We start from the raw sequence: 24,214 nt of genomic DNA, 5'->3' as shown, positions 1-24,214 counted from the left end.
CGACAGCCTGTTTTAAGTTATTCGCGGTGCTCTTTATATCGGTCTTGTTTGGTTAGGCTAAGTGCCTCATTAATTTGTTCAGGTGAAACAGCCGTTTCATAGGCTTGCAAGGTAGCTTCTATTTGAGAAGGGGAACTGGCGCCTGCGACGATGGATGCGATTGCAGGCTGCTGCAGCACACTATGAACTGAGAGGGCGTGAAGGTTCGGATGGATACCCATCAATTCCTTTACTGTGTCCACGAGACTTCCTTCCTGATAAGTCAGATAGTTGCCTGATTTTGTTGCACGCTTCAATCCTTCACTGGTCAACATTCCTTTTGCGAGGCTGCCGCGTGTAACGACAGAACGGCCAGCTGACTCGATAGCCTCTAAATATTCCTCAGGTCTTCGGTCCAAAAGACTGTATTGTATCATGATCGAAGCGATATTACTTTTTTCAAGATAACGCTTTATAACATTCGGCCGAATAGACGAAATGCCATATTCCCGAATCAATCCCTCTTTTTTCAGTGCATCGAAAGCTTCAATCGTTTCATCGATATGATCGGTAATCATTCCGCCATGAAGCTGATAAAGGTCGATATAATCCGTTTGGAGGCGTCGCAAACTATGATGCACTTGCTCGGTGATATAGGATTTGGTGGCGTTCCATTTCACATCGTCTGAATTGGCGTCCCATTGATTGCCGACTTTAGTCGCAAGGACAATGTTCTGACGGTGAGGTTTTAATAATGTGCCGACCAACTCCTCATTTTTGCCTTTATTGTACAAATCAGCTGTGTCAAAATAATTGATGCCGGAAGAAACAGCTGCGTCGATAATGGTTCCAGCTTCTTGCTGATTCTGCGGCAATGACATACAGCCAAAACCGATCTCGCTCACTTGGATGTTGCTTGACCCTAAAGTTCTTTTCTTCATCGTTACACCTCGTTTAATTTGTTGTTTTCCTTATGGTATACTTTGCCATAGAGAAATCACAAATGAAAAGAGGCAAAGCATGAGTAAATTTGAAGAAAAAACGATCCAATCCGAAAGAATTTACGAAGGGAAAATCATTAACTTGAAAGTTGATGATGTTATTTTGCCGAATGGCAACCAGTCGAAGCGGGAACTGATCGAGCATCCAGGGGCCGTCGCGTTGGTGGCCATTACTGAAGAACATAAAATAATTATGGTAGAGCAATTCCGGAAAGCACTCGAACGGACCATCATCGAAATTCCGGCTGGGAAAATTGAAAAAGGCGAAGATCCGAAATACACAGCGATGCGTGAATTGGAAGAAGAAACCGGATATTCTGCAGATCATCTTGAACTGATCCAATCATTTTCGACTTCACCAGGATTCGCAGATGAAGTGATTCATCTCTACTCCGCAACAGGTTTAAAGAAATCGACTTCAGGCGCGGTTTTAGATGACGATGAATTTGTTGAACTATTAGAAGTGACAATTGAAGAAGCAGAGCAATTGATGAAAGAGAACCGCATTTACGATGCTAAAACGGCTTTTGCTGTATTGTGGGCAAAACAGAAAATCGCAAATGAGAATTGAACTCCTTCTTATTTATAATCATTCTTAATAAAGAATGGTTGTATCTGTTGTAAATGAGAACTGTCTTTTGATATAATGAAGACAGTTTAGGGGAGGGCGTCGCATGGAAACTAGGATTGACCGTATAAAAAAACAGTTGCACGCTGCGAGTTACAAACTGACGCCACAGCGTGAAGCAACTGTCCGAATCTTGCTGAACCATGAAGAAGACCATTTGAGTGCAGAAGACGTCTACCTGTTAGTGAAAGACATAGCACCGGAAATCGGATTGGCCACAGTGTATCGGACATTGGAATTACTCACAGAGTTGAAAATTGTCGACAAAATCAATTTTGGTGACGGAGTTTCGCGCTACGATTTACGCCAAGAAGGCGCAGCTCACTTCCATCACCATTTAGTTTGTATAGAGTGCGGAGCAGTAGACGAAATACAAGAAGATTTGCTTGAAGATGTGGAGGCCGTTGTAGAAAAACGGTGGAATTTCCAAATTAAAGACCACCGTCTCACGTTTCATGGCATTTGCTGGCGTTGCCATGACCGCAACTCACAAGATTCGTCCCAATGATTGGTGAGAAAAGGAAGGACGGCCGTTTAAAGGTCATCCTTCCTTTTCTATTTTGGATTAGGAGGGGAAAAGATGAAATATGCACAAGATGCGCTAGACGATTATTTGCATTTCCTGCGGGTAGAACGCCAACTGGCTGCGAATACGCTGGTTTCCTACGAACGTGATTTAAAAAGCTATTTGCATTATTTAAAAGAAGTCGAGCAATTGGATTCCTTAAGAAAAGTGGAACGCGTACATATCTTAAACCATTTGCGCCATTTGAAAGAAAATACGAAAACGTCTAGGACCGTTGCCCGCCACATTTCTTCTATCCGGTCATTCCACCAATTTCTTATTAGAGAACGGGTAGTCGACAACGATCCTACCGTCCATTTAGAAATGCCTCAAATGGATAAGAAATTGCCGAACGTCTTATCTATTGAAGAAGTGGATGCGTTGATCCAAGCGCCGGATACAAAAAAAGCGAATGGAATCCGCGACCAGGCGATGCTGGAACTTCTCTACGGAAGCGGCATGCGGGTTAGTGAATGCATAAATTTAAATATAGATGACATCAACCTGACGATGGGATTTGTCCGGTGCTTTGGCAAAGGCGGGAAAGAACGAATCATTCCATTGGGAAAATCAGCCTTAAGTGCTTGTAAAGCTTATTTGGATGGACCGCGCCAAGAACTTGTGAAAGCGGAAACAAAAACCGATGCGCTGTTCATCAATCAACGCGGGAAACGCTTGACTCGACAAGGATTTTGGAAACTGCTCAAGCAACATGCCCAAAAAGCCGGCATCCAGAAAGAGTTGACGCCGCATACGCTTAGACATTCGTTTGCGACTCATTTAATTGAAAATGGCGCGGATTTGCGGGCAGTTCAGGAAATGCTTGGCCATGCCGATATCTCTACAACACAAATTTATACGCATGTCAGCAAGACAAGATTAAAAGATGTATATACGCAATTTCATCCTCGTGCTTAAAAATCACAGGTCAGACTTCTGACAATACAAGGAAATATGTTACTATAGAATCGTAAACAAGGAGGAAGAAATATGACTAATAAACCGTTTCATCGCATACATTTAATCGTACTGGATTCTGTGGGAATTGGTGAAGCGCCTGATGCTGAAGCATTCGGCGATGTAGGTTCTAATACGGTAGGCCACATTGCAGAAGCGATAGGCGGGCTTACTATGCCACACATGGAAAAATTGGGGCTTGCCAATATTGTCCCAGTAAAAGGAATGGAAGCTTCTGAAAGCCCTTCCGCTTATTTCGGGAAATTACAAGAAGCCTCTGTAGGCAAAGATACAATGACAGGGCACTGGGAAATCATGGGTTTAAATATCGACACCCCTTTCAAAGTGTATCCTGAAGGTTTCCCGGAAACCTTGATCAAGCAATTAGAAGAAAAAACAGGGCGCAAAGTGATTGGCAATAAACCGGCCAGCGGTACTGAAATTTTGGATGAGCTTGGGGAAGAGCATATGGAGACTGGGGCAATCATTGTCTATACTTCTGCAGATCCAGTTTTGCAAATCGCGGCTCATGAAGAAATCATTCCGTTGGAAGAACTGTATAAGATTTGTGAAATTGCCCGGGAATTGACGCTTTCTCCTGAATTTTTGGTTGGACGAGTTATCGCTCGCCCGTTCTTAGGGGAAAAAGGCGCATTCAAGCGAACTTCAAATCGCCACGATTATGCGTTGAAGCCGTTTGACCGTACTGTAATGAACGAAATGAAAGACATCGGCAAAGATGTCATTGCGATCGGCAAAATCAATGATATCTACAATGGTGAAGGCGTGACTAAAGCCATCCGTACGAAAGACAATATGGATGGAATGGATAAGCTCGTCGAGGTGGTAAAAGAAGACTTTAACGGCTTAAGCTTCTTGAACTTAGTGGATTTTGATGCGCTTTACGGCCATAGAAGAAACCCGGAAGGCTATGGAGAAGCTCTTGAAGCTTTCGATAAGCGCCTGCCGGAAGTGCTTGAGCAAATGAAAGATGATGATTTATTGCTTATTACAGCCGACCACGGCAACGATCCGACGTTCCCGGGCACTGACCATACACGTGAATACGTTCCGCTTCTTGCTTATTCTCCGCGCTTTAGCGGTGGAAAAGAGCTCGAACTAGGAAAAACTTTTGCTGATATCGGAGCAACGATTGCAGAGAATTTTGCAGCGCCGATGCCGAAATTCGGTTCAAGCTTCCTATCTAAACTAAACTAAAAAGGCGGTAATCGTTCATGAGAATGGTTGATTTAATTGAAAAGAAAAGAGACGGTTTTGAACTGTCTACTGAAGAAATCCAACACATCGTTACAGGCTATACAGCAGGAGATATTCCAGATTACCAAATGAGTGCTTTCCTTATGGCAATCTATTTTAAAAACATGACAGACCGCGAACGGGCAGACTTGACGCTCGCTATGGCAGGTTCAGGAGATCAAATAGACTTATCGGCAATTGACGGCATTAAAGTCGATAAGCATTCAACTGGCGGAGTCGGCGACACAACTACTTTAGTGTTGGGTCCTTTAGTAGCGGCTTGCGGCGTTCCGGTTGCGAAAATGAGCGGACGGGGCCTCGGCCATACAGGCGGTACGATTGATAAATTAGAAGCAATTGAAGGATTCCATGTCGAATTGTCAACGGAAGAATTCATCAAGCAAGTAAACGATATTAAATTGGCGGTTATTGGCCAAAGCGGAAACTTGACGCCTGCAGATAAGAAATTGTATGCACTACGCGATGTAACAGCGACAGTCAACAGCATTCCTCTAATCGCGAGTTCTATCATGAGCAAGAAAATTGCTGCGGGTGCAGATGCAATCGTCCTTGATGTTAAAACGGGTGAAGGGGCATTCATGAAGACGGCGGAAGACGCTAAAGAACTGGCGCATGCCATGGTTGGAATCGGCAATGCGACTGGGCGGAAGACAATGGCCATCATTTCAGATATGAGCCAGCCGCTTGGGTTTGCAATCGGCAATGCACTTGAAGTCAAAGAAGCGATTGAAACATTGCAAGGAAAAGGTCCAGAAGATTTAACAGAATTGTGCTTAGTACTGGGCAGCCAGATGGTAGTAGTCGGCGGAAAAGCGGAAACCTTGGAAGAAGCCCGTGCGATGCTTGAAGAAGTGATTGCAAACGGTGAAGCCTTGAAGGTCATGAAACAATTCATCGAAAACCAAGGTGGAAACCCTGCAATTGTTGACGATGTCAGCTTATTGCCGCAAGCAAAATACGTGAACGAAGTTCCTTCGGAAAAAGAAGGCTATATTTCATTCATGGAAGCGGATGAAATTGGAACAGCTGCAATGGTTCTTGGGGCTGGACGCGCGACGAAAGAATCGGAAATCGATTTGGCTGTCGGCATTGTATTGAATAAAAAAGTGGGCGATTTCGTGAAAAAAGGCGAATCGATTGCCACTATTTATTCGAACACAGAAGAACTCGCAGAATGCATGAAGATGATATATAATAGTATCGAATATACAAGCGAACCGGTTGAAACGACGCCGCTGATTTCAGCGCTGATCACCGATTGACAAATCTTGCTGAGATTATTCTCAGCAAGGTTTTTTAACACCCGCCATTCGCGCAACAGGAGGGAAATCATGTATCTATACGGAACACAAACGATTAATGAAGAGGGCCATTTAACAATCGGAGGCACAGATTCAATCGATCTAGTGAAAGAATATGGAACACCGTTGTATGTATACGATATTCAATTATTCCGTGACCGGGCAAAAGCATTCCAGAAAACATTCGAAGAAGCCGGAATTGGCTATCAAGTGGCCTATGCGAGTAAAGCCTTTTCGACAATCGCGATCTATCAAGTAGCAGCTGAAGAAAATTTATCGCTTGATGTCGTTTCTGCCGGAGAATTATATACAGCCATCAAAGCCGGGTTCCCAAAACAAAAAATTCATTTCCATGGCAATAACAAAAGTTTAGAGGAGCTGCAGATGGCATTTGAAGAAGGCATCGGCTGCATCGTTGTCGACAACTTCTATGAGATTGAATCGATAAAAAGATTGTCAGAACAACGTCAGCAGCGGATGAATATTTTGCTTCGCGTAACCCCAGGAATTGAAGCGCATACCCATGATTACATTACGACGGGCCAAGAAGACTCGAAATTCGGGTTTGATTTAATGAATGGCCAAGCAGACCAAGCTTTTCAGGAAGTTTATCAACATGGATTTTTAAATTTGCTGGGCCTGCATTGCCATATCGGTTCCCAAATATTTGATACTGCTGCGTTCCGTTTAGCCGCTGAGAAATTAGTCGGGAAAATGGGCCATTGGAAAACGGAATCTGGTTATACATGCCCTGTCTTGAATTTGGGCGGCGGTTTCGGCATCCGTTACACAGAAGATGACGAGCCTCTAGAACCTTCTGTTTATGTGAAAGAAATGATTGAAACTGTAAAAGAAACGACAATTGCGATGGATTTTCCAATTCCTGAAATCTGGATTGAACCCGGCCGCTCATTGATTGGCGATGCCGGAACGACGCTTTATACGATCGGTTCCATGAAAGAAGTTCCAGGAACCCGGAAGTATGCAGCTGTGGACGGAGGCATGTCGGACAATATCCGCCCGGCATTATACGGGGCGAAATACAGTTCGATCTTGGCGAATAAAGCCGATCAAGCGATTAATGAGCAATATACAATTGCCGGAAAATGCTGTGAATCGGGTGATAAGTTAATCGAAGAAGCAGATTTGCCGAAAGTTGAGTCTGGAGACATACTGGGTGTTTTCTGTACAGGTGCATATGGCTATTCGATGGCAAGCAATTATAACCGGATTGCCCGCCCTGCGGTGGTTTTTGCGGAAAATGGTGAACATCAATTAGTTGTCCGACGGGAAAACTTAGACGATTTGATTAAACAAGACATGTCTTATAAACAACAGGTGAAACCTTAATGAGAAAAACCAATATCCTTTTGATGATCTTGCTTTTAGCGATGGCAATTGGATGGGGCGTCATCTACTGGCTATTCTTTGCAGAAGGCGTCATCAACGGATAGTACTGGCCGAACTTGAGTTATTTCCGAGTTTATAGTAGGATAAAAAAAGCCGCTTAAACATGAAAATGAGGGATCGGATATGTTATTTAGATATAAGAAATCATTTGAGAAAATCGCTATGGGGCTGTTATCGTTCATGCCGAAAGAGCGAGAGTTGAAGAAACTGCAGCAAACCATGCATATATATGAAGAGAATCCGGATTGGCAGCTATACCTCTGGAAAAAAGGCGAAGATTTTGTTGGGCTCTTAGGTATTGAAGTGCAGGAAGAATACTTCATCATCCACCATATTTCAGTAAACCCGTCGCATAGAGGCGATGGAATCGGCCGGGCGATGGTTGAGAAAATCCAGCAAACCATGCAAGGCAAAGAAATGCGGGCAACAGAAGAAACGCAGTCTTTTTTAGAGAAATGCCCTGAAAAAAAAGCTGAATTATAAGTTAAGCGGTTCTTTAGAAAACAGCATAGAACAAAAAAGAAAGTGCCATATTGGCACTTTCTTTTTTGTGGTAATTATTATATTTAAAAAATGTTTCCAATAAATTTTACGCAAATAAAAAAGCACTGCTGAAATAGCGCGTGCATTTTCTAGTGAAAAAGATTTACCAGCTGACTATATTAGAATCATTATAGTTCTAAGTTTCTGCGCTTGCGTTGTTCGCGAAGGTTGATGATGGAGGAGCGGTCGCGCAGGCGATGTTTATGCATAAGATAATAAGGGTCTTGAGCAGCATTTGGATGCTGTTGCCGATACGCTGACACTGCATTTTCAAGCTCTTTTGATGTAATGGCCACCTTGAATGGAGCAAAAGGTTTCCGTTCTGTCACGGCATCAATCGCATGCGTCAGGCAATCAATCAATTGCTGTTCGTCGAATCCCTCAGTCCAGACTCCAGCGTTTGTAAGCTTTACTCTGGAGCGGATAAAAGAGCGCAATGCCCCTGGATAATTGCTTCTTCTCCAATGGTACATGCCGACCGCTAATTGGATCCAGCCGGTCAAGGGGTGCGTTTTATCTTTCGGAGCTACTGCTTTCCAATACTCTTCCCCTACTTCATGGCATTCGAAATAATCTTCTTCATAATTAAAATGAATGATAAATTCAATAAAAAGTGTATGGTGGAGTGGGTGCATTTTAATCCCCTTTCTACTATAATATAATGAAGTTGATTGAATCGAAATGCAACTTCATTTATATGGATTAGGCGCTAGCCGTAGGCAATCTATTTATTCAATATTACTGAAATCAACAGTCAGGTGGTCAATCATGTCTTATGAAGTAAAAGTAGAGGCTTTTGAAGGTCCTCTTGATTTATTATTGCATTTAATACACCGTTTGGAAATCGATATTTACGATATTCCAGTTTCTGAGATCACTTCTCAGTACATGGAACACATTCGCGCACTTCAAGTCCTTGAATTGAATGAGGCGAGTGAGTACTTAGTAATGGCCGCTACCTTGCTGGCAATCAAAAGCAAAATGCTGCTGCCGGTACATGAAGGGGATATAGAAGAGATCGACTACGAATTCGACGAGCAAGACCCGCGGGATGAGCTGGTTTCCAGATTGATCGAATACCGCAGATTCAAAGAAGCTTCCATAAAGTTAAAAGAGCTGGAAGCGAATCGATCGGCCATTTATACAAAAGCGCCGATGGACTTAAACGAACTTCAAGCAAACCCAACTACAGAGAATGTAGATCTGGAAGTGAATGCCTACGACATGCTTGGTGCATTCCAAAAAATGCTTCGGCGTAAGCAGCTTAAAGCGCCGCTGTCAGCCCGGGTTACACGCCAAGAAGTATCTATTAAAGATCAAATGGGTTCGATTGTCAATCGTCTGAAGATAGCAAATGGCCGGACTAACTTTGCAGATCTATTTTCTTCTGATGATAAAACGGTTTTGGTAGTATCGTTTCTCTCTATTTTGGAATTGATGAAACGGCAAGTGGTAAAAGTGGAACAAGAAAAGAATTTCACCGATTTAATGGTGGAATTAAAAAAGGAGACGTGGGATTATGATGACGACTCTTTCGAGTAAAATAGAAGCATTGTTGTTTGTGACAGGTGATGACGGCTTGACCAAGAAGCAGCTTCAATTTTTGACAGAGGCTGAAGAAAATGAAATTCAAGAAAGTGTCAAGGAATTGACACATAAATATAGCGAAGGCGATTCAGGAATCATGCTGAAAGAATTGGCTGGGGTTTATCAGCTCGTAACCAAACCGGAAGTAGCAGAAACGATCCAGAAACTGGTCGAAAATCCGACAAGCCAAGCGCTATCCCAAGCATCATTAGAGGTATTGGCGATTGTTGCTTACAAACAGCCATTAACACGGTTGGAAGTGGAAGATTTGCGCGGAGTAAAAAGCGAAAAGCCGCTCCATACATTGGCAGCTAAAGGATTGATTCAAGAAGTGGGCCGCGCTGAAGGCGCAGGCAGAGCGATTCTTTACGGCACCACCAAAGAATTTCTGAATTATTTCGGCTTGAAAGACATAAGCGAATTGCCGGCATTGCCGGAAGAGGCAAATGAAAGCCAAGACGAAGAAACAGATCTGTTTATGACACGGTTTCAAGAGGCTTTCAAAGAAGAAGTAAAAGCATAATGGGTGTGAGGCGGCCGAGAATCGGCCGCCATTTTTTGTTCGTTCAAAAAAAGCGGCAATTATGGTTTTCTTTCGATGGAATGGCTTTCAACTCCTCGCATCGAATTCTTTAGGTGCCAAACAAGCTTGTTTTCCAATTGGCCGCAATGCTGAGCACTTTCTCTTTTCTTCGAAATGTGACATAATTCCGAGTGAGACTACGGGAACAAGAGTGTGCGAAAGCAGGCGCTTCCACTTTTCAAAATATATCAATGAGGTGAACTTATGGAGAGATTACAGAAAATGCTTGCGCATGCAGGCGTTGCTTCAAGACGGAAGTCGGAGCAATTGATTTTAGATGGCAAAGTACGGGTTAACGGAAAAGTGGTAAAAGAATTGGGTACAAAAGTTTCCCAATCAGACACTATTGAAGTAGAAGGCGTTCAATTGGAAAAAGAGCAAAAAGTCTATTATCTGCTGTACAAACCACGCGGTGTGATTTCAGCAGTAAGCGATGATAAGAACCGCAAAGTAGTGACGGATTTCTTTGATGATATCGATAAACGGATTTATCCGGTGGGGCGTCTGGATTATGACACTTCTGGACTGTTGCTTATGACGAATGACGGCGAATTTGCCAACATTCTAACGCATCCTAAATTTGAAATCGACAAAACATATGTAGCGCGCTTGAAAGGGATTCCGACAAAAGAGGATTTGCAGAAATTAGAGCGCGGCATCAAACTCGAAGACGGTATGACGGCTCCAGCGAAAGTGAAATTATTATCAGGTGATAAGAAGACGGGCAAAGCGATTGTTCAAATTACCATACACGAAGGACGGAACCGCCAAGTGAGAAGAATGTTCGATGCGATTGGTTTCCCTGTCCAAAAATTGAGCCGTGAACAATTTGCATTTTTGACTTTAAAAGGTTTAAATGCAGGTGAATCAAGAGAACTGTCTGCTCATGAAGTAAAGCTGTTGCGTGTGATGTCAGAGACTGGCAAGCGCCACTAACGTTCACAAACCATTCAAAACTCCATCCATTACAAGTAAGAAACTTTGCTATAATTGGATTTGCATTCTAAACCTCGAAGGAGGAATAAAATTGAACGAAAAGAAAAACAAGAAGAAGCAAAATAGGCTCATCATGCGATCGGCTATTTTGCTTGTTTTAATCGCTGCGATTGGTTACACCATATACAATAGTGCCACAGCAGACGACGTGACCGTACTGGAAGTTGGGGATAAAGCGCCTGATTTCGCATTAGCGGACCTGGAAGGGAATGCCCATAAATTGTCCGACTATAAAGGGCAAGGGATATTCTTGAACTTCTGGGGAACTTGGTGCAAACCGTGCGCCAAAGAAATGCCGGCGATGGATAGACAGTTTGATGTCTTTAAAGACCAAGGTGTCCAAGTGTTGGCTGTGAATATAGCACAGTCCGATTTTGAGGTACAGTCTTTTTCAGATCAATATGGCTTATCATTTCCGATTGTGATCGATAAAACCAAAAGTGTCATGACCGCTTATAATATCCGGCCGTTGCCGACAACGGTGCTTATCAATCCAGAAGGTGAAATTGAACGGATCGTCACAGGTGAAATGACGGAAGAGGATATCAAAGGTTTTATGGAAGAAATCAAACCTGAATAAGGAGTTTTTTTGGGATGGAGAAAATGCAATGTCAATGCGGTCATCTAAATCCGCCCGGAACAGTATTGTGTGAAGTGTGCGGACGCTCGTTGACTGAAAAAGAACAGAAAAGCAAGCTTGTGGATATGCGATATGAAGGAACTGCCAGAAGATCGCAAACTTACAATAAGTCCATAATTGATAAAATCTGGAATTTCTTTTCCAGTGTTAAAGTAGGAGTCAGTTTAATTGTTCTCTTGCTTGTTGCGGCGGCAATCGGAACCATTTTGCCTCAAAAAGCTTATATTCCAGCAACAACAGCTGCAGAAATCAAAGCTTATTACGCTGATGTCTACGGAAGCGTCGGGCGAGTTTATCACTTTCTCGGATTCCATGACATGTATAGTTCTTTCTGGTTCATCCTTTTAGTCGGTTTACTGGCAATTTCATTGATTGTTGCGAGTCTGGACCGTTTTGTTCCACTTTACCGTTCATTGAAAAATCAGCGTGTGCTGCGGCACATCAGTTTCATGAACAAACAGCGGATTTTCGCTGACGGCCCTGGAGCTGACGACAGTTTGCAAAAAGCTGAAGCGAAGCTGAAAGAACTTAAATACAAGGTTACGACAGATAAAAATGGTTTATTGGCTGAAAAAGGCCGGTTTTCTAGATGGGGCCCTTATGTCAATCATATCGGATTAATCATTTTCCTTTTCGGGGTCATGCTGCGGATGATGCCGGGCTTTTATGTGGATGAAAGTCTTTGGCTGCGTGAAGGAGAGACGAGAGCCATTCCGGAAGCCCCGGGTTATGCCTTGGAAAGCAAAGGCTTTGAATTGGAGACATATACCGGTGAAGACGACGAAGCGGTCTTTAATGAAGCAATTGACCGTGTCGGTTCAGTAGCGAAAAACTATCAAACGGACATTGTTCTTTATCAAAAGCCTGAAGATAGTTTGCCAGGTGCAACGGATTTAGAAAAAGTAAAAGAATCATCTATCCGCGTTAACGAACCGTTAAAATTTGATGGCTATGCAATTTATCAAATGGATTTCCGTTTAGATGAGCTAAAAGCCATGAAATTTCAGTTAACCAATAAAGAGACAGAAGAATCACTAGGGGAATTGACAATCGATTTGATCAACCCTGAGAAAACATATGAGTTTGAAAATGGCGCTACCGTGAATTTATTGGGTTATTATCCGGATTTTTCGGGCTTTGAAAACGGAGAACCCCAAACTGCAACGCCGTTGCCAAACAATCCAGGATTTTTAGTAGAAATGAAAACACCTGAAACACCTGATGGAGAAACCAGTTTTATCACGATCAAAAATACAGTAGAACCTTTTGGGGAAAACCAATATAAACTTGCTTTCCAAGCAGCGGAAACTCGTGATGTCTCCGGATTGACCATCCGTAAAGACCGCACTTTGCCAATTCTCGGTTTAGGTGGATTGATCTTTATGATCGGGGTTGCGCAAGGGATGTACTTTAACCACCGCCGTTTCTGGATTCAGCAAAAAGCGGATGGGGAGATCCTGTTAGCAGGCCATACCAATAAAAACTGGTTCGGCTTGAAGAAAGATCTTGACCAAGTGACGGAATATGCATCGCTTCCTGCATATGTAGACCAGCAGGAGGAAATCGAGAAAGCAGAGAAATTGGAAAGTGAGGAACAGTCATGAGTTTAACTGATTTAAGCGCAAACCTTTTATATGTCGCATTTTTTGCTTATTTAATTGCGGCAATTGTATTTGGGGGAGCAGTAAAAGGAAACAAAGAAGGTTCATTTCAATCCGAAGGCCGATGGGGCAAAATCGCATTCATCATCACCATCGCGGGCTTTATCGCCAACCTAGGCTATTTCTTTACCCGATGGGGCGCTACAGGGCATGCGCCACTAAGCAATATGTTCGAATTTACAACAGCATTCGGCATGACGCTTGTAGCCGGGTTCATTGTCATCTACGCATTGTATAAAACACCGGTTGTGGGGATGGTTGTATTGCCTGTCGCATTATTGATCATCGCATTCGCAAGCATGTTCCCGAGTGAAGTCAGCCCGTTGATTCCGGCGCTCCAGTCTAACTGGTTAGCAATCCATGTCAGCACAGTAGTTCTTGCCGAAGGGGTGCTGGCAATCAGCGCCGCTGCCGGATTGATTTACTTGTTAAAAGTGGTTGATCTGAACAAAAAATCCAAACAGCGATTTTGGTTGGAAGCCATTATGTATTCATTGGTCCTTGTTGTCGGCTTTGTTGTAGCAAGTTCGTATTTCACATTAACAGGCTATCAATCCGATTTCACTTATGTTGATAAAGAAGGGACAGCTGCTGAAATTACGTATCACATGCCTGCCATTTTTGGAATGAATGAATATGAGCAGCTGTCTGAAGACAAGATGACGCCGCTGATGGAAACTCCTGCAGTGGTCAATGCCGGTAAATTAACGACTGTTACATGGTCCTTGATTGTCGGAACCATCCTTTATTGGTTGATTCGATTGATCGCACGGAAAAGAATTGCCGCGATCTTCAAACCATTTGTTAAAAATGTCAACTTGCAATTAATGGATGAAATCGGGTACCGGGCCGTAATTATCGGTTTCCCTCTCTTCTCGTTAGGCGCATTGATCTTTGCTATGATTTGGGCGCAAATTGCTTGGTCCCGCTTCTGGGGCTGGGATCCGAAAGAAGTATGGGCACTCGTTACTTGGTTATTCTATGCAGCTTATCTTCACCTCCGCCTTGGAAAAGGTTGGCATGGAGAAAAATCAGCATGGCTTGGTGTGGTCGGTTTTGCCATCATCATGTTCAACTTAGTAGCGGTAAACTTGATTATTGCAGGTTTGCATTCTTACGCATAACAATGAAAAGCGGTAATAAACGCTTACGACCCAAGAACCTGGCTGCTTTAGTCTGGACAACGAAAAGCGAAACGCTTGGAATACTCAGCAACCTTACAATAAAAAGCCTTTTCCGCCTTGGAAAAGGCTTTTTATTTATTTTTACAAATGTTGACGGTACAATGAAAACTAAGAGACAAAAGTTGGAGGGGTTACAATGTCAGAAGAAATTACGATTTTGGTGGTAGATGACGAAGAAAGAATCCGAAGATTGTTGAAAATGTATTTAGAGCGTGAAGGCTATATTGTAGAAGAAGCTGAAAACGGCGTGCAAGCGCTGGAAATGGCTTTCGAAAAAGATTACCATTGCATCTTGCTTGATTTGATGATGCCGGAAAAAGACGGCATTGAAGTGAGTACGGAATTGCGCGAGAAAAAAATGACCCCGATTATCATGCTGACGGCAAAAGGGGAAGAGGCTAATCGTGTGGAAGGTTTTGAATCGGGTGCAGATGATTACATAGTCAAACCTTTCAGCCCTCGTGAAGTTGTACTGCGGGTGAAAGCGATTCTGCGCCGCTCTTCTGCTTATTCTCCGGTGGCGAATTCATCTGTCTCGAAAGATCTGGTTGTCTTCCCTCATTTAACGATTGACCATGATGCGCACCGTGTCACGGCAGATAATGTGGAAGTGAATCTGACGCCGAAAGAATATGAATTGCTTTATTTCCTGGCAAAATCACCGGACAAAGTATTTGACCGCGAACATTTGCTGAAAGAAGTTTGGCATTATGATTTCTTCGGTGATTTACGCACAGTGGATACCCATGTAAAACGGTTAAGAGAAAAATTGAACCGGGTCTCTGAATCCGCAGCGAAAATGATTGTAACGGTTTGGGGCGTCGGCTATAAATTCGAGGTAAACAATGAATAGAATATGGAATAGTGTCGTCGGGAAGCTGTGGATCACCATACTGCTTCTCGTTTCATTTGTCCTGTTTATTGTAACGGTTCTGTTGCTCGAGTTTTTGGGGAATTACCACAGCGAAGCGGTGGAAGAAACCTTGAACAAAGAAGCGGCCACCATTGCCAGGATTTTTAACGACCATGGAAATCTGAACATCTCGCTTACGATTATAGAAGATATTTTAGGTCCGGAAACGAATGCGGTCATTGCCGAAGTGCCTTTTGAAAGCTCTTATTTTATCCACGATGGCAAAAATGGTGATGAAACAAGGGAGAAAATCCTTAACGAACCAGCCTTCCAAAAAGTTTTTGAAACGGATGAAACCGTGATGAAAGAAATGCTTTTGCCATCACTGACTGAAGAAAAACGGATGGAATCCTATATCGTATTAGCTAGTCCGCTTCAAACGGGCGATGAAGTCCATGGCACTGTCTTTATTTATCAATCGTTAGAAGTGATGGACCGTACAGCAAGCCGGACGACGAATATTGTTTTTCTTTCCGCTTTTATCGCATTTATTTTAACAACTTTTTTTGCATTCTTTTTATCTTCCAGAATTACATCTCCCCTCCGCAAAATGCGTGAAGGTGCGTTTGAACTCGCGAAAGGGAATTTTGATACAAAAGTCCAAGCCACTTCACGAGATGAAATCGGCCAGTTGGCGACGGCCTTTAACCAGATGGGGCAGCAATTAAAGCATCATCTCGAAGTGATTGGACAAGAGAAAGAACAATTATCAAGTATATTAACCTCAATGGCAGATGCTGTTATCACCTTTAACCAAGACCGTACGATTTTGCTGAGCAATCCGCCTGCTGAAAAATTATTGCAGCATTGGCTTTTTAAAAACGGCCCTGAAAAAGGACAGCCGCTTCCAGCTGAATTGCTTCATATGCTTGAGCATGTACTCGATTTCGAAGAAGAAATTGAAGAGGAATTGGAAATCAAAGGCGCATATTATGGCGTTTCTTTCAGTCCGTTATATAGCGGGGAATCTATTCGCGGAGCGGTAGCCGTCTTGCACAATATGACGGAACAGCATCGCTTGGAAAAACTGAGAGAAGATTTTATCGCCAACGTTTCGCACGAATTGCGTACGCCGATTGCCATGCTGCAAGGCTATAGCGAAGCGATCCTCGACGATGTCGGAGCCTCCGAGGAAGATCGCCGCGAAATGACGAAAATCATTTACGAAGAATCTCAGCGGATGGGCCGTCTGGTTACCGATCTCTTGAATTTGGCCCGGATGGAATCCGGCCATATGCGATTGTATAAAGAGTTGGTTCAATTGAACGGAATTGTGGAACGAATGACGATGAAGTTTTCGCAAGTAGCAAAAGAAAACGGCATCCATTTATCTTTTGAAACGGACATGGACGATTGGGCGGCAGCTGAACTTGATGAAGACCGCATTGAACAAGTCATGACGAATCTGATCGATAATGCGATGCGCCACACTTCTGAAGGCGGAGATGTCGTCGTAAAAGTCGAACAAGAACAGGGCTATGCCAAAATCTCGGTGAATGATACTGGCGTCGGAATCCCGGAAGAAGATCTGCAATATGTCTTTGAACGGTTCTACAAAGCCGATAAGGCTCGTACATTAGGCAAAGGCGGAACCGGCTTAGGTTTAGCGATTGCCAGCAATATCATTGACTCCCATGGAGGCAAGATTTATGCAGAGAGCAAAGTGGGTGAAGGTACTTCTTTCATTTTCTTATTGCCTTTGAAAAAAATGTAACCTTGCTGGATTGAAAAACGACTAATCTAAGAACGGGGGGAGCATATGAATGACTCCGTTTTCCATCGGCTTTACGATGAGTACCATCAGGATGTCTTTCAATTTCTAATATACTTAGTGAAAAACCGCCATCTGTCGGAAGATTTGATGCATGAAGTCTATATACGCGTCTTTAAAGCATACGACCTGTTTGAAGGGAAAAGCTCTGAAAAAACGTGGCTTTTTTCGATTGCGAAAAATGTAGCGATTGATCATTTCCGAAAAGCTGCGGTGCGCCAGAAGCATTCGATGGAACATTTCGATTGGGAAACCCAACAATTGGTTTCCCCGGAGAAAATACCGGAAGAAGTTTCGTTATTGAATGAAGATAAGATTTTGCTGTATAAAACTTTGGATTTGTGTACAGGCGATCAGAAAATGGTCATCATTATGCGCTTTTTCCAAGATTTATCGATCGCTGAAACGGCGGAAGTCCTCGGCTGGACCGAAGGCAAAGTAAAGACGACGCAACACCGTGCCATTAAGTCGCTCCGTGAAAAATTATCCTCTATGGAAGGGGGAGAAGCGCATGCCGAATAAGCAATGGGACGATGACCAGATTGAAAGTATGCTGAGGGAGTTCCCGCAGATTAAAGACGAACGGTCTAAAGAAGAAGTTTATATGCGGTTAAACCAGGCATCGCCTGTGAAGAAAAAACCAAAGCGGTGGCTGCCATTTTTGGTCGCGGCTTTGGCATTTATCACGGTTGGCGTTTTAATCGCCTCCATTATCAGCCAAAATGGCATGAATAGCGCATCTGATTCCAGCGGTTCGGAAAGTTCAAAAGATGAAGCGGTCACATCAGATGCAAACAATGTAAACGAACAGGCTATACCGGAAGCGGAAAGTTCGGAGGGAGCTAATTCGATCGAAAGTTTTGGTGTAGAAGAAAGCGGAGAAGCTGCCGGAACACAGGCAATATATGAAGATGATTTGAACGGCAACACGCTGTTTACGATCGGATTGAATGAAAATGCATTTGTTATTCCGGTGTCTTTCTTAATTCCAAACGAACAGATTGCTCAGGATTTTTCACAGGCGAGCCCTTCATCCATTGATATGTATAACCGCTATGCGGGCAAATTGGATGAGCAGGCTTTAGGATTTGATGAGTACCATCCTTTGCTTGGCGAGCTTTCTGAAAATGGCAGAGTGGCAGAACACGTGCTGCCGGCCGATCATCAATACGATATGGCCTCGGCAAGCATTGAAGTCTACACAAGAACCCTCCAGGAAACATTTAAAGATATGGATGAAATTCGCGTAATCGATGAGCAAGGGAATCCAGCTGAATTCGATCAGGTAGGAGCTATGGAGCCGATTCTAACAGCACCGGAAAAGCATGCCTACTATTCTTATACAGCTGCTGACGGCAATGTCTATTCTGTACCCGATTATGGAATGGTCTATGAGTCTGCTTCTGATGCGCTAGCTGCACTTGAAAATTCACCGAATGATTTTCTCGAAAGCTCCATTTTGCAGGATGTGGAATATGAAGTTGTAGAAAATGATGAATCGATAACAATCAATTTTTCTGAGCCGCTGGATTTCAGTAGCTTCAATGAGCAGGCCGTTCGGAAAATGATTGAGAATTTTTCGTTGACTGCGAAATCGTTCGAAAAACCGGTTGAATTAGCGGGGATGGCGCAAAACGAATGGCAGGAGTTTAATTTCCAGGAGCCGCTTCCTGTACCGGAAGCGCCCAACGAACTTCAATGGCCGCTAAATTAAAAGAAAAAATAAATAAAAAGGCATAATGTGAAGCATTTATGTTTACATTATGCCTTTTTTCTACTAATATTAGGACATAACAAAATATCGATTCATCTTCGGGGCAGGGTGCAATTCCCTACCGGCGGTAATTGGACAGCAGTCCTTAAGCCCGCGAGCCGTAAAACGCAGGATTTGGTGAGATTCCAAAGCCGACAGTATAGTCTGGATGGGAGAAGGTGAAGGTGCGGACGTGTATCGTTTACATATAAACGGAATGCTATTTTAAGTGTGCCTTTTCTCCCTTAAGTGAAGTTTGCTTAAGGGGTTTTTTATGTAGCAGCATAGTCCAAGCCTTTCTTCTGGTGAATCACGACAAGGAGAGAGGAATATGAAGAACAAAAAATTACAATCCATGATTGTAATCGGAATGTTGAGCAGTATTTCATTTATTTTGATGCTTTTTAACTTTCCATTACCAGCATTACCCGCATTTTTGAAAGTTGATTTCAGTGATGTGCCGGCTTTGATCGCCGCAATCACAATGGGGCCGGTTGCCGGAATCCTAGTAGCGTTTTTCAAAAACGTACTGGACTGGCTATTTGCAGGAAGCCCGACAGGAGTGCCAGTCGGCCATCTGGCAAACTTTGCGACCAGCATTCTGTTCATTACACCCGTTTATGTGATTTACCGCAGAATTGCTTCTAAAAAAGGAATGATCATCGGGTTAACTGCTGGAACATTGTCCATGGCTATCGGTATGAGCCTCTTGAATTATTTGGTTTTCTTGCCGATGTACACTTACTTCTTAAATATGCCGGCTGAAACAGGCAATGCCCTATTCGGCACAATCGTGCTCGGTATCCTGCCTTTCAATCTGATTAAAGGAATTGCACTTGCTGCTGTTGTCTTATTGATCTTCAATAGCATGTACTCCTGGATTGAAAAACAGCGGCTTTATTACGAATCATAAATTTAAAAAAGCAGGGAAGCCATTGACCGAAGCTTGCGAGGTCAGTGGCTTCCCTGCTTTTTTCCTGCAAAAAAACGCATGCAAGGCAAAAGCCTTACATGCGCGTAGTTATAATCAGTCTTCGTATTTTAATGGATTGCCTTCAAACGGGGCATCCGCAACTTTAATGGAGTCAGTTGGGCAGCCTTCGAATGCATCTTCCATGTCTTCTTCCAATTCGTCTGGAACTTGCTCAGTCCCCATGTTATCATCTAGAATAACGAACGCAATTCCTTCGTCGTCGTAGTCATAAATGTCAGGTGCAGCAGCTCCGCAAGCGCCGCAAGCGATACATGTATCCTTATCGACAATGGTATACTTAGCCATAATTATTTTCCTCTCCTTTATCTCCGAACAAGTTCAGTTATACTATCGTATTCATTCTAAAGGTGTTTGTGAAGATTTTCAACCAAAAACGCTAGGGGGACCGCTCTTGTTATTTGATGAACTCGTAATTGCCATCATGAAAACCATAAATCTGGAGCGGACATTATCAGCTCCTTATCACATCATTAAAGGGAAAAAGTCAGGCCAAACAATTCAAGATGTCGGTTATTATAAATTGCATCCTTATTTTGGCTTGATGCCAAAGTTGGAGAAAAAGGTCTATGATCAAGCAGTAAAAGGTTTGATCAACAAAAAATACATACGCTTCAATGAAGACGTCATTGATTTGACTGAGCAAGCATTGACCCTTCCGCTGCCCACTACCAGCTTAAACGGCTGGAAGTACAGAGGGAATGAGATGATTTTCTTCAATCGCCTGTCTTTGGTGATCCAGACTCTTTCCCATACGAGCCAATCGATCAATAAATTCGATCCAATCGACAATTCTGAGGACATCCAAGGATGGGTGAAAAGGTATTTAAAGGCCATCCATTTCCGTGACTTGGAATCCGTCACTAAGTTAAAGGCGGAAATTCTCGATAGCCTTCAAGCCCTTGAAGTAAGCGATGGCCATAAAAACGCGCTGATGCAGCGTTTAAGCGGTTTCGGATGGGGCGGGCTTACTTGGGAGCAAATCGCAGATATCCAAGGGATATATGTCTTAGATGCCCGATTAGCCGTGATTGAAAGCTTGCATGCTTGGCTGGAAACGATAGAAGAAAAGCGGCATCCCTTATTAAATGGAATGAAAGAAAATATTGTCGAATTATCCTCTTTGACAGAATCCACGAGAAGAACGGAAAAGCTATTCAAAGAAGGATACTCACTGAATGAAATCTCTTCAATCCGGCAATTGAAAACCAGTACCATTGAAGATCATTTTGTTGAACTTGCCATGAACGATCCGCTATTTGATTACTCGGCGTTTTTAAGCCCGGAATTGTATAGGGAAATTACGGATATCAGCAAAGCTGAACAGACAAAAAGATTACGGAATATAAAAGACAAAATCCCAGCTGCCAGTTATTTTCAAATTCGCCTAGCTTTAGCTATAAAGGAGGAAGTGAAATGAAACTGGAAGAATTGCTCTATCAAACATACGGTTACACATCTTTTCGGCCTGGCCAAAAAGAAATCATCGAACAAGTGGTGGCGGGGAATGATGTGATCGCTTTACTGCCTACTGGAATGGGCAAATCAATGTGCTACCAATTGCCGGCTTATCTGCTGCCTGGAAGTGTTCTGATTGTGTCGCCGCTCTTGTCGCTAATGCAAGACCAAGTCGCCCAATTGAAAAAAATGGGTGAAAAATCAGTGGTCGCCCTCAATTCATTTTTAAAGCGGGAAGACAAAGAAAAAATTTGGCAATCGCTGAACCAATACCGCTTTATTTTTATTTCGCCTGAGATGCTTGTTCAGCCTTTCGTCAAAAGACAATTGGAGCAGCTTAACATTTCCTTGCTAGTGGCAGATGAGGCGCATTGCATCTCTCAATGGGGCTTTGATTTCCGCCCCGATTATCTGCGAATTTCTGAAATTTTGCCTGTGCTGGGCAATCCGCAGGTGCTAGCATTAACCGCCACAGCTACTGCCAAGGTCACTCATGAAATAAAAACCTATTTAAAAATTGACGAACCGTTTGTCTATACCCACCCGATGGATCGGAAAAATATCGCGTATGACATCAAGCGTTTTGAAAATACGGGAGAAAAGCTTCAATGGCTTCAGGATTTTGTGCAGAAATTTGAAGGGCCCGGAATCATTTATGCAGGAACACGCAAAAAATCGCAGGAACTCGCAGCCCTCTTAAATGGATCCGGAATTTCAGCAGCCTACTATCATGGAGGCATGGAGCACCAGGACCGGATATTCGTCCAGCAGCAATTCCAAAACAAAGAATTGGAGTGGGTTTGTTCGACAAATGCATTTGGAATGGGAGTCCACATTCCGGATATTCGACACGTAATCCATTTTCAGTTGCCGACTTCGATCGAAGGCTATGTCCAGGAAGTCGGAAGGGCAGGACGCGACGGCAAACAAGCGCTTGCGACTTTATTGCTTGCGCCTGGCGACGAAGGGCTTATGGAAAGCATCGTGCTAGAAGATCTTCCGACCAGAAACGAAATATATGAGGTCCATCAATCGAACGATCCAAAACGGTTAGTAAGCGATGGGATTGTACGTGAAACGGCTTACCGGGTCATTGACTACTGGTTAAAGCAATTGTCGGTCGAAGAGACATACAAGCGAATAGAAATGCTTCAACAAGAAAAAGTGAAACAAGCCGGAAAAATAAAAAAGCTCGTAACCATTACATCCTGTATTCGTCAATATCTAATAGAGAGCTTTGATCAGGAAATGACTCAAAAACCGGAAAGCTGCTGCGTGAATGACCGCATCGATTATGAAGCTTTTGAGCTGCGCAATGAAACGGTTAAAAAGAGGGATCCGTTAAGTTGGCAAAATCGGCTAAATGCACTATTGCCTTTATGACAAACTATGGAAGCCTCATTTACAAACTGGATATTTTTCGGCATAATAAAGATATTAGTTAAGATAGGGGTAGTCTACTATGGGAAAACAGAATTATCGTGAATCAGTTGAAAAAGACCGACAGGAAATTGCCGTAGAACGAGGCTCCGCTCCTTCAAGAAGAGCGCAGCGGAATGCAGTCAAAGAAAAACCGAAGAAAACCAAGAATATGTTATTGCCGGCTTTATTTTTCATCTTCATTTTAATCCCTGTTACCATCCTGTTTTATGTGGCCTTCTTATTTGAACCCGATGATACATTGCCGACGGATGAAACTGCGAACGAAGTAAGTGTTGAATCAGGATCGGCTTCGCCGGATACTGCTGCGATTCCTGGTGAAGATGAAGAACAGGATGAAACTTCGGCTGCTGACGAGCAGGCTGAAAAAGAAGCAGCGGCGAAAGCAAAGGCTGAAAAAGAAGCGGCAGCGAAAGCGCAAGCGGAGAAAGAAGCAGCGGCGAAAGCGCAGGCTGAAAAAGAAGCGGCGGCGAAAGCGCAAGCGGAAAAAGAGGCAGCGGCGAAAGCGCAAGCAGAAAAAGAAGCGGCAGCAAGAGCGCAGGCTGAAAAAGAGGCTGCAGCAAGAGCGCAAGCTGAAGCAGCGGCAAAAGCCCAGGCAGAAAAAGAAGCAGCTCAAAAGCCAACGCCGCCAGCATCTTCTAAATCCCATACCGTTCAAGCAGGCGAAACTTTATACCGCATAGCTGTAAATACTTACGGAGCAGCCGGAGCCAGCGCGGGAGTAGAGAAAATTAAGCAGGCAAATGGATTGCCTTCGAACGAGATCAGTGTTGGCCAGACTTTAGTCTTGCCATAAAAAAAGGAATTCTAGCGGTACACGTCGAAATACAGTCAAAGAGAGAAAAGAATCTAAAGTAGAGGTGAACTGCATGTTTGTGAAAAGCGTAATGGTCAAAAGAGAGAAATGTATTACAGTGACAATGGATGATTCCATTGAAAAAGGAATAGATTTGCTCGAAAAGCATACAATAGATGCACTTCCGGTCATAGATGGAGTAGAATATAAGGGAATCTTTACGTGGTACCATGCTTACCGTGCATTTTTCCACTCAGGGAAGACGAAGGAAGAATTTATTAAAACGGCTAAAGTCAGCGACGTTGTCGTTAATCAGGACGTGTATTTAGGAATAGATGATGTCTACGAAAAAGCGATCCTTGAATTGAATGATTTTCCGATTATTGCGGTAGTCGAAAAATCAGAATTTCTAGGAATCGTTACACGTTTTGATATTATGAACCAATTGCAAAGTGCATTCGGCATGAACAAAGAAGGCGTCCGCATCACTTTCACGTCTGTTGAGTCAGAAGGCCGAATTGGCCGTCTCGGCGAAATCATTGAAAAACACAAAGAGTCGGTTATTTCATTAGTGACATTTGATGAAACGGACAAATTGGTCCGCCGGATCGTTTTAAAAGTACGCAAAAAAGACAATGTCGATAAATTTAAAAAAGAGTTGGAGAAATCCGGATTCCGGGTACTCGATGTTTCAGAAGATTGATCTTATAAAATAATAGTTAAAGAGGCGGAAGCAGAGCTTTGCTTGTGCCTCTTTATTGATTAGAAAGGATTCTTTA

At 43.2% G+C, this 24,214-nt stretch carries 25 protein-coding genes and 1 riboswitch; of the genes, 22 read left to right on the top strand and 3 right to left on the bottom strand.

The window, feature by feature from the left end; translation table 11 throughout:
* Nucleotides 1-17 precede the first annotated feature (17 nt).
* Nucleotides 18-920 (bottom strand): aldo/keto reductase, encoded by a 903-nt coding sequence (locus tag AC2EXB_RS11675; protein WP_483601561.1) that lies wholly within the window; start codon nt 918-920, stop codon nt 18-20.
* Between the two features lie 79 nt (nt 921-999).
* Between AC2EXB_RS11675 and AC2EXB_RS11670 the strand changes: the two genes are divergently transcribed.
* The 7 genes from AC2EXB_RS11670 to AC2EXB_RS11640 all read left to right on the top strand — a co-directional run bounded on the left by AC2EXB_RS11670 (nt 1,000) and on the right by AC2EXB_RS11640 (nt 7,602).
* Nucleotides 1,000-1,551: an NUDIX hydrolase gene (locus AC2EXB_RS11670; protein WP_483601559.1), complete on the top strand. Its 552-nt coding sequence runs from the start codon at nt 1,000-1,002 to the stop codon at nt 1,549-1,551.
* A 103-nt stretch (nt 1,552-1,654) separates the two neighbouring features.
* Complete coding sequence (gene fur / locus AC2EXB_RS11665) at nt 1,655-2,116, top strand: ferric iron uptake transcriptional regulator (RefSeq protein ID WP_235196498.1); 462 nt, start codon at nt 1,655-1,657, stop codon at nt 2,114-2,116.
* A 72-nt stretch (nt 2,117-2,188) separates the two neighbouring features.
* Nucleotides 2,189-3,091 carry a site-specific tyrosine recombinase XerD gene (gene xerD / locus AC2EXB_RS11660; RefSeq protein ID WP_483601557.1) on the top strand — a complete coding sequence of 301 codons (903 nt, stop codon included), beginning with the start codon at nt 2,189-2,191 and terminating at the stop codon, nt 3,089-3,091.
* A gap of 72 nt (nt 3,092-3,163) precedes the next feature.
* The gene (gene deoB, locus AC2EXB_RS11655; protein WP_235196496.1) at nt 3,164-4,348 is read left to right on the top strand and encodes a phosphopentomutase; all 1,185 of its coding nucleotides are present in this window, start codon (nt 3,164-3,166) and stop codon (nt 4,346-4,348) included.
* A 17-nt stretch (nt 4,349-4,365) separates the two neighbouring features.
* Nucleotides 4,366-5,670 carry a pyrimidine-nucleoside phosphorylase gene (locus tag AC2EXB_RS11650; protein ID WP_483601555.1) on the top strand — a complete coding sequence of 435 codons (1,305 nt, stop codon included), beginning with the start codon at nt 4,366-4,368 and terminating at the stop codon, nt 5,668-5,670.
* 69 nt (nt 5,671-5,739) lie between these two features.
* A complete protein-coding gene (gene lysA, locus AC2EXB_RS11645) occupies nt 5,740-7,059 on the top strand; it encodes a diaminopimelate decarboxylase (protein WP_483601554.1) in 1,320 nt (439 codons plus the stop codon).
* Between the two features lie 183 nt (nt 7,060-7,242).
* A complete protein-coding gene (locus AC2EXB_RS11640; protein ID WP_483601552.1) occupies nt 7,243-7,602 on the top strand; it encodes a GNAT family N-acetyltransferase in 360 nt (119 codons plus the stop codon).
* A 188-nt stretch (nt 7,603-7,790) separates the two neighbouring features.
* Here the strand turns inward: AC2EXB_RS11640 and AC2EXB_RS11635 are convergent, their stop codons facing one another.
* Entirely contained in the window at nt 7,791-8,297 is a 507-nt protein-coding gene (locus tag AC2EXB_RS11635) for a DUF309 domain-containing protein (protein WP_235196494.1), read from the bottom strand.
* 133 nt (nt 8,298-8,430) lie between these two features.
* On the opposite strand from AC2EXB_RS11635, the gene AC2EXB_RS11630 reads away from it, so the two are divergent.
* The 11 genes from AC2EXB_RS11630 (at nt 8,431) to AC2EXB_RS11580 (ending at nt 19,663) form a co-directional block, all read left to right on the top strand.
* On the top strand, nt 8,431-9,204 hold the full coding sequence (locus tag AC2EXB_RS11630) for a segregation/condensation protein A (RefSeq protein ID WP_483601551.1): 774 nt from the start codon (nt 8,431-8,433) through the stop codon (nt 9,202-9,204).
* Nucleotides 9,182-9,772: an SMC-Scp complex subunit ScpB gene (gene scpB, locus AC2EXB_RS11625; protein WP_483601549.1), complete on the top strand. Its 591-nt coding sequence runs from the start codon at nt 9,182-9,184 to the stop codon at nt 9,770-9,772. Before AC2EXB_RS11630 ends, scpB begins: the two co-directional genes overlap by 23 nt.
* A 264-nt stretch (nt 9,773-10,036) precedes the next feature.
* Complete coding sequence (locus AC2EXB_RS11620; RefSeq protein WP_483601547.1) at nt 10,037-10,768, top strand: pseudouridine synthase; 732 nt, start codon at nt 10,037-10,039, stop codon at nt 10,766-10,768.
* Nucleotides 10,769-10,853: 85 nt separating this feature from the next.
* A complete protein-coding gene (gene resA, locus AC2EXB_RS11615; protein WP_483604744.1) occupies nt 10,854-11,408 on the top strand; it encodes a thiol-disulfide oxidoreductase ResA in 555 nt (184 codons plus the stop codon).
* A gap of 14 nt (nt 11,409-11,422) precedes the next feature.
* Nucleotides 11,423-13,072 (top strand): cytochrome c biogenesis protein ResB, encoded by a 1,650-nt coding sequence (gene resB / locus AC2EXB_RS11610; RefSeq protein ID WP_483601545.1) that lies wholly within the window; start codon nt 11,423-11,425, stop codon nt 13,070-13,072.
* Nucleotides 13,069-14,253 (top strand): c-type cytochrome biogenesis protein CcsB, encoded by a 1,185-nt coding sequence (gene ccsB / locus AC2EXB_RS11605; protein ID WP_483601543.1) that lies wholly within the window; start codon nt 13,069-13,071, stop codon nt 14,251-14,253. The genes resB and ccsB overlap by 4 nt, the downstream gene beginning before the upstream one ends.
* Before the next feature lie 196 nt (nt 14,254-14,449).
* Nucleotides 14,450-15,166, top strand: coding sequence for a response regulator transcription factor (locus AC2EXB_RS11600; protein WP_251474037.1), 717 nt, complete (start codon nt 14,450-14,452; stop codon nt 15,164-15,166).
* Nucleotides 15,159-16,940: an ATP-binding protein gene (locus AC2EXB_RS11595; protein ID WP_483601541.1), complete on the top strand. Its 1,782-nt coding sequence runs from the start codon at nt 15,159-15,161 to the stop codon at nt 16,938-16,940. The genes AC2EXB_RS11600 and AC2EXB_RS11595 overlap by 8 nt, the downstream gene beginning before the upstream one ends.
* Before the next feature lie 45 nt (nt 16,941-16,985).
* Complete coding sequence (gene sigX, locus AC2EXB_RS11590; protein WP_483601539.1) at nt 16,986-17,519, top strand: RNA polymerase sigma factor SigX; 534 nt, start codon at nt 16,986-16,988, stop codon at nt 17,517-17,519.
* Nucleotides 17,509-18,711, top strand: coding sequence for a hypothetical protein (locus tag AC2EXB_RS11585; RefSeq protein ID WP_483601537.1), 1,203 nt, complete (start codon nt 17,509-17,511; stop codon nt 18,709-18,711). Before sigX ends, AC2EXB_RS11585 begins: the two co-directional genes overlap by 11 nt.
* 90 nt (nt 18,712-18,801) lie before the next feature.
* A riboswitch (FMN riboswitch) is annotated at nt 18,802-18,935 on the top strand.
* Nucleotides 18,936-19,081: 146 nt separating this feature from the next.
* Nucleotides 19,082-19,663, top strand: a complete 582-nt coding sequence (locus AC2EXB_RS11580; RefSeq protein WP_483601535.1) for an ECF transporter S component — start codon at nt 19,082-19,084, stop codon at nt 19,661-19,663.
* Nucleotides 19,664-19,777: 114 nt separating this feature from the next.
* Here the strand turns inward: AC2EXB_RS11580 and AC2EXB_RS11575 are convergent, their stop codons facing one another.
* Nucleotides 19,778-20,029, bottom strand: a complete 252-nt coding sequence (locus AC2EXB_RS11575; RefSeq protein ID WP_052654464.1) for a ferredoxin — start codon at nt 20,027-20,029, stop codon at nt 19,778-19,780.
* Nucleotides 20,030-20,135: 106 nt separating this feature from the next.
* Between AC2EXB_RS11575 and AC2EXB_RS11570 the strand changes: the two genes are divergently transcribed.
* From AC2EXB_RS11570 to AC2EXB_RS11555, 4 genes are all read left to right on the top strand, one after another.
* Nucleotides 20,136-21,161, top strand: coding sequence for a YpbB family protein (locus AC2EXB_RS11570; RefSeq protein ID WP_483601534.1), 1,026 nt, complete (start codon nt 20,136-20,138; stop codon nt 21,159-21,161).
* Nucleotides 21,158-22,582: a RecQ family ATP-dependent DNA helicase gene (locus tag AC2EXB_RS11565; RefSeq protein ID WP_483601533.1), complete on the top strand. Its 1,425-nt coding sequence runs from the start codon at nt 21,158-21,160 to the stop codon at nt 22,580-22,582. Before AC2EXB_RS11570 ends, AC2EXB_RS11565 begins: the two co-directional genes overlap by 4 nt.
* A gap of 79 nt (nt 22,583-22,661) precedes the next feature.
* A complete protein-coding gene (locus AC2EXB_RS11560) occupies nt 22,662-23,435 on the top strand; it encodes a LysM peptidoglycan-binding domain-containing protein (protein ID WP_483601532.1) in 774 nt (257 codons plus the stop codon).
* Between the two features lie 73 nt (nt 23,436-23,508).
* The gene (locus AC2EXB_RS11555) at nt 23,509-24,138 is read left to right on the top strand and encodes a CBS domain-containing protein (RefSeq protein WP_483601530.1); all 630 of its coding nucleotides are present in this window, start codon (nt 23,509-23,511) and stop codon (nt 24,136-24,138) included.
* The last annotated feature ends 76 nt before the right edge of the window (nt 24,139-24,214 follow it).

It is taken from the genome of Planococcus alkaliphilus (assembly GCF_057031095.1).
Note: the sequence above shows the minus strand (reverse complement) of the source record. Positions and strands in the feature narration are given on the sequence as shown.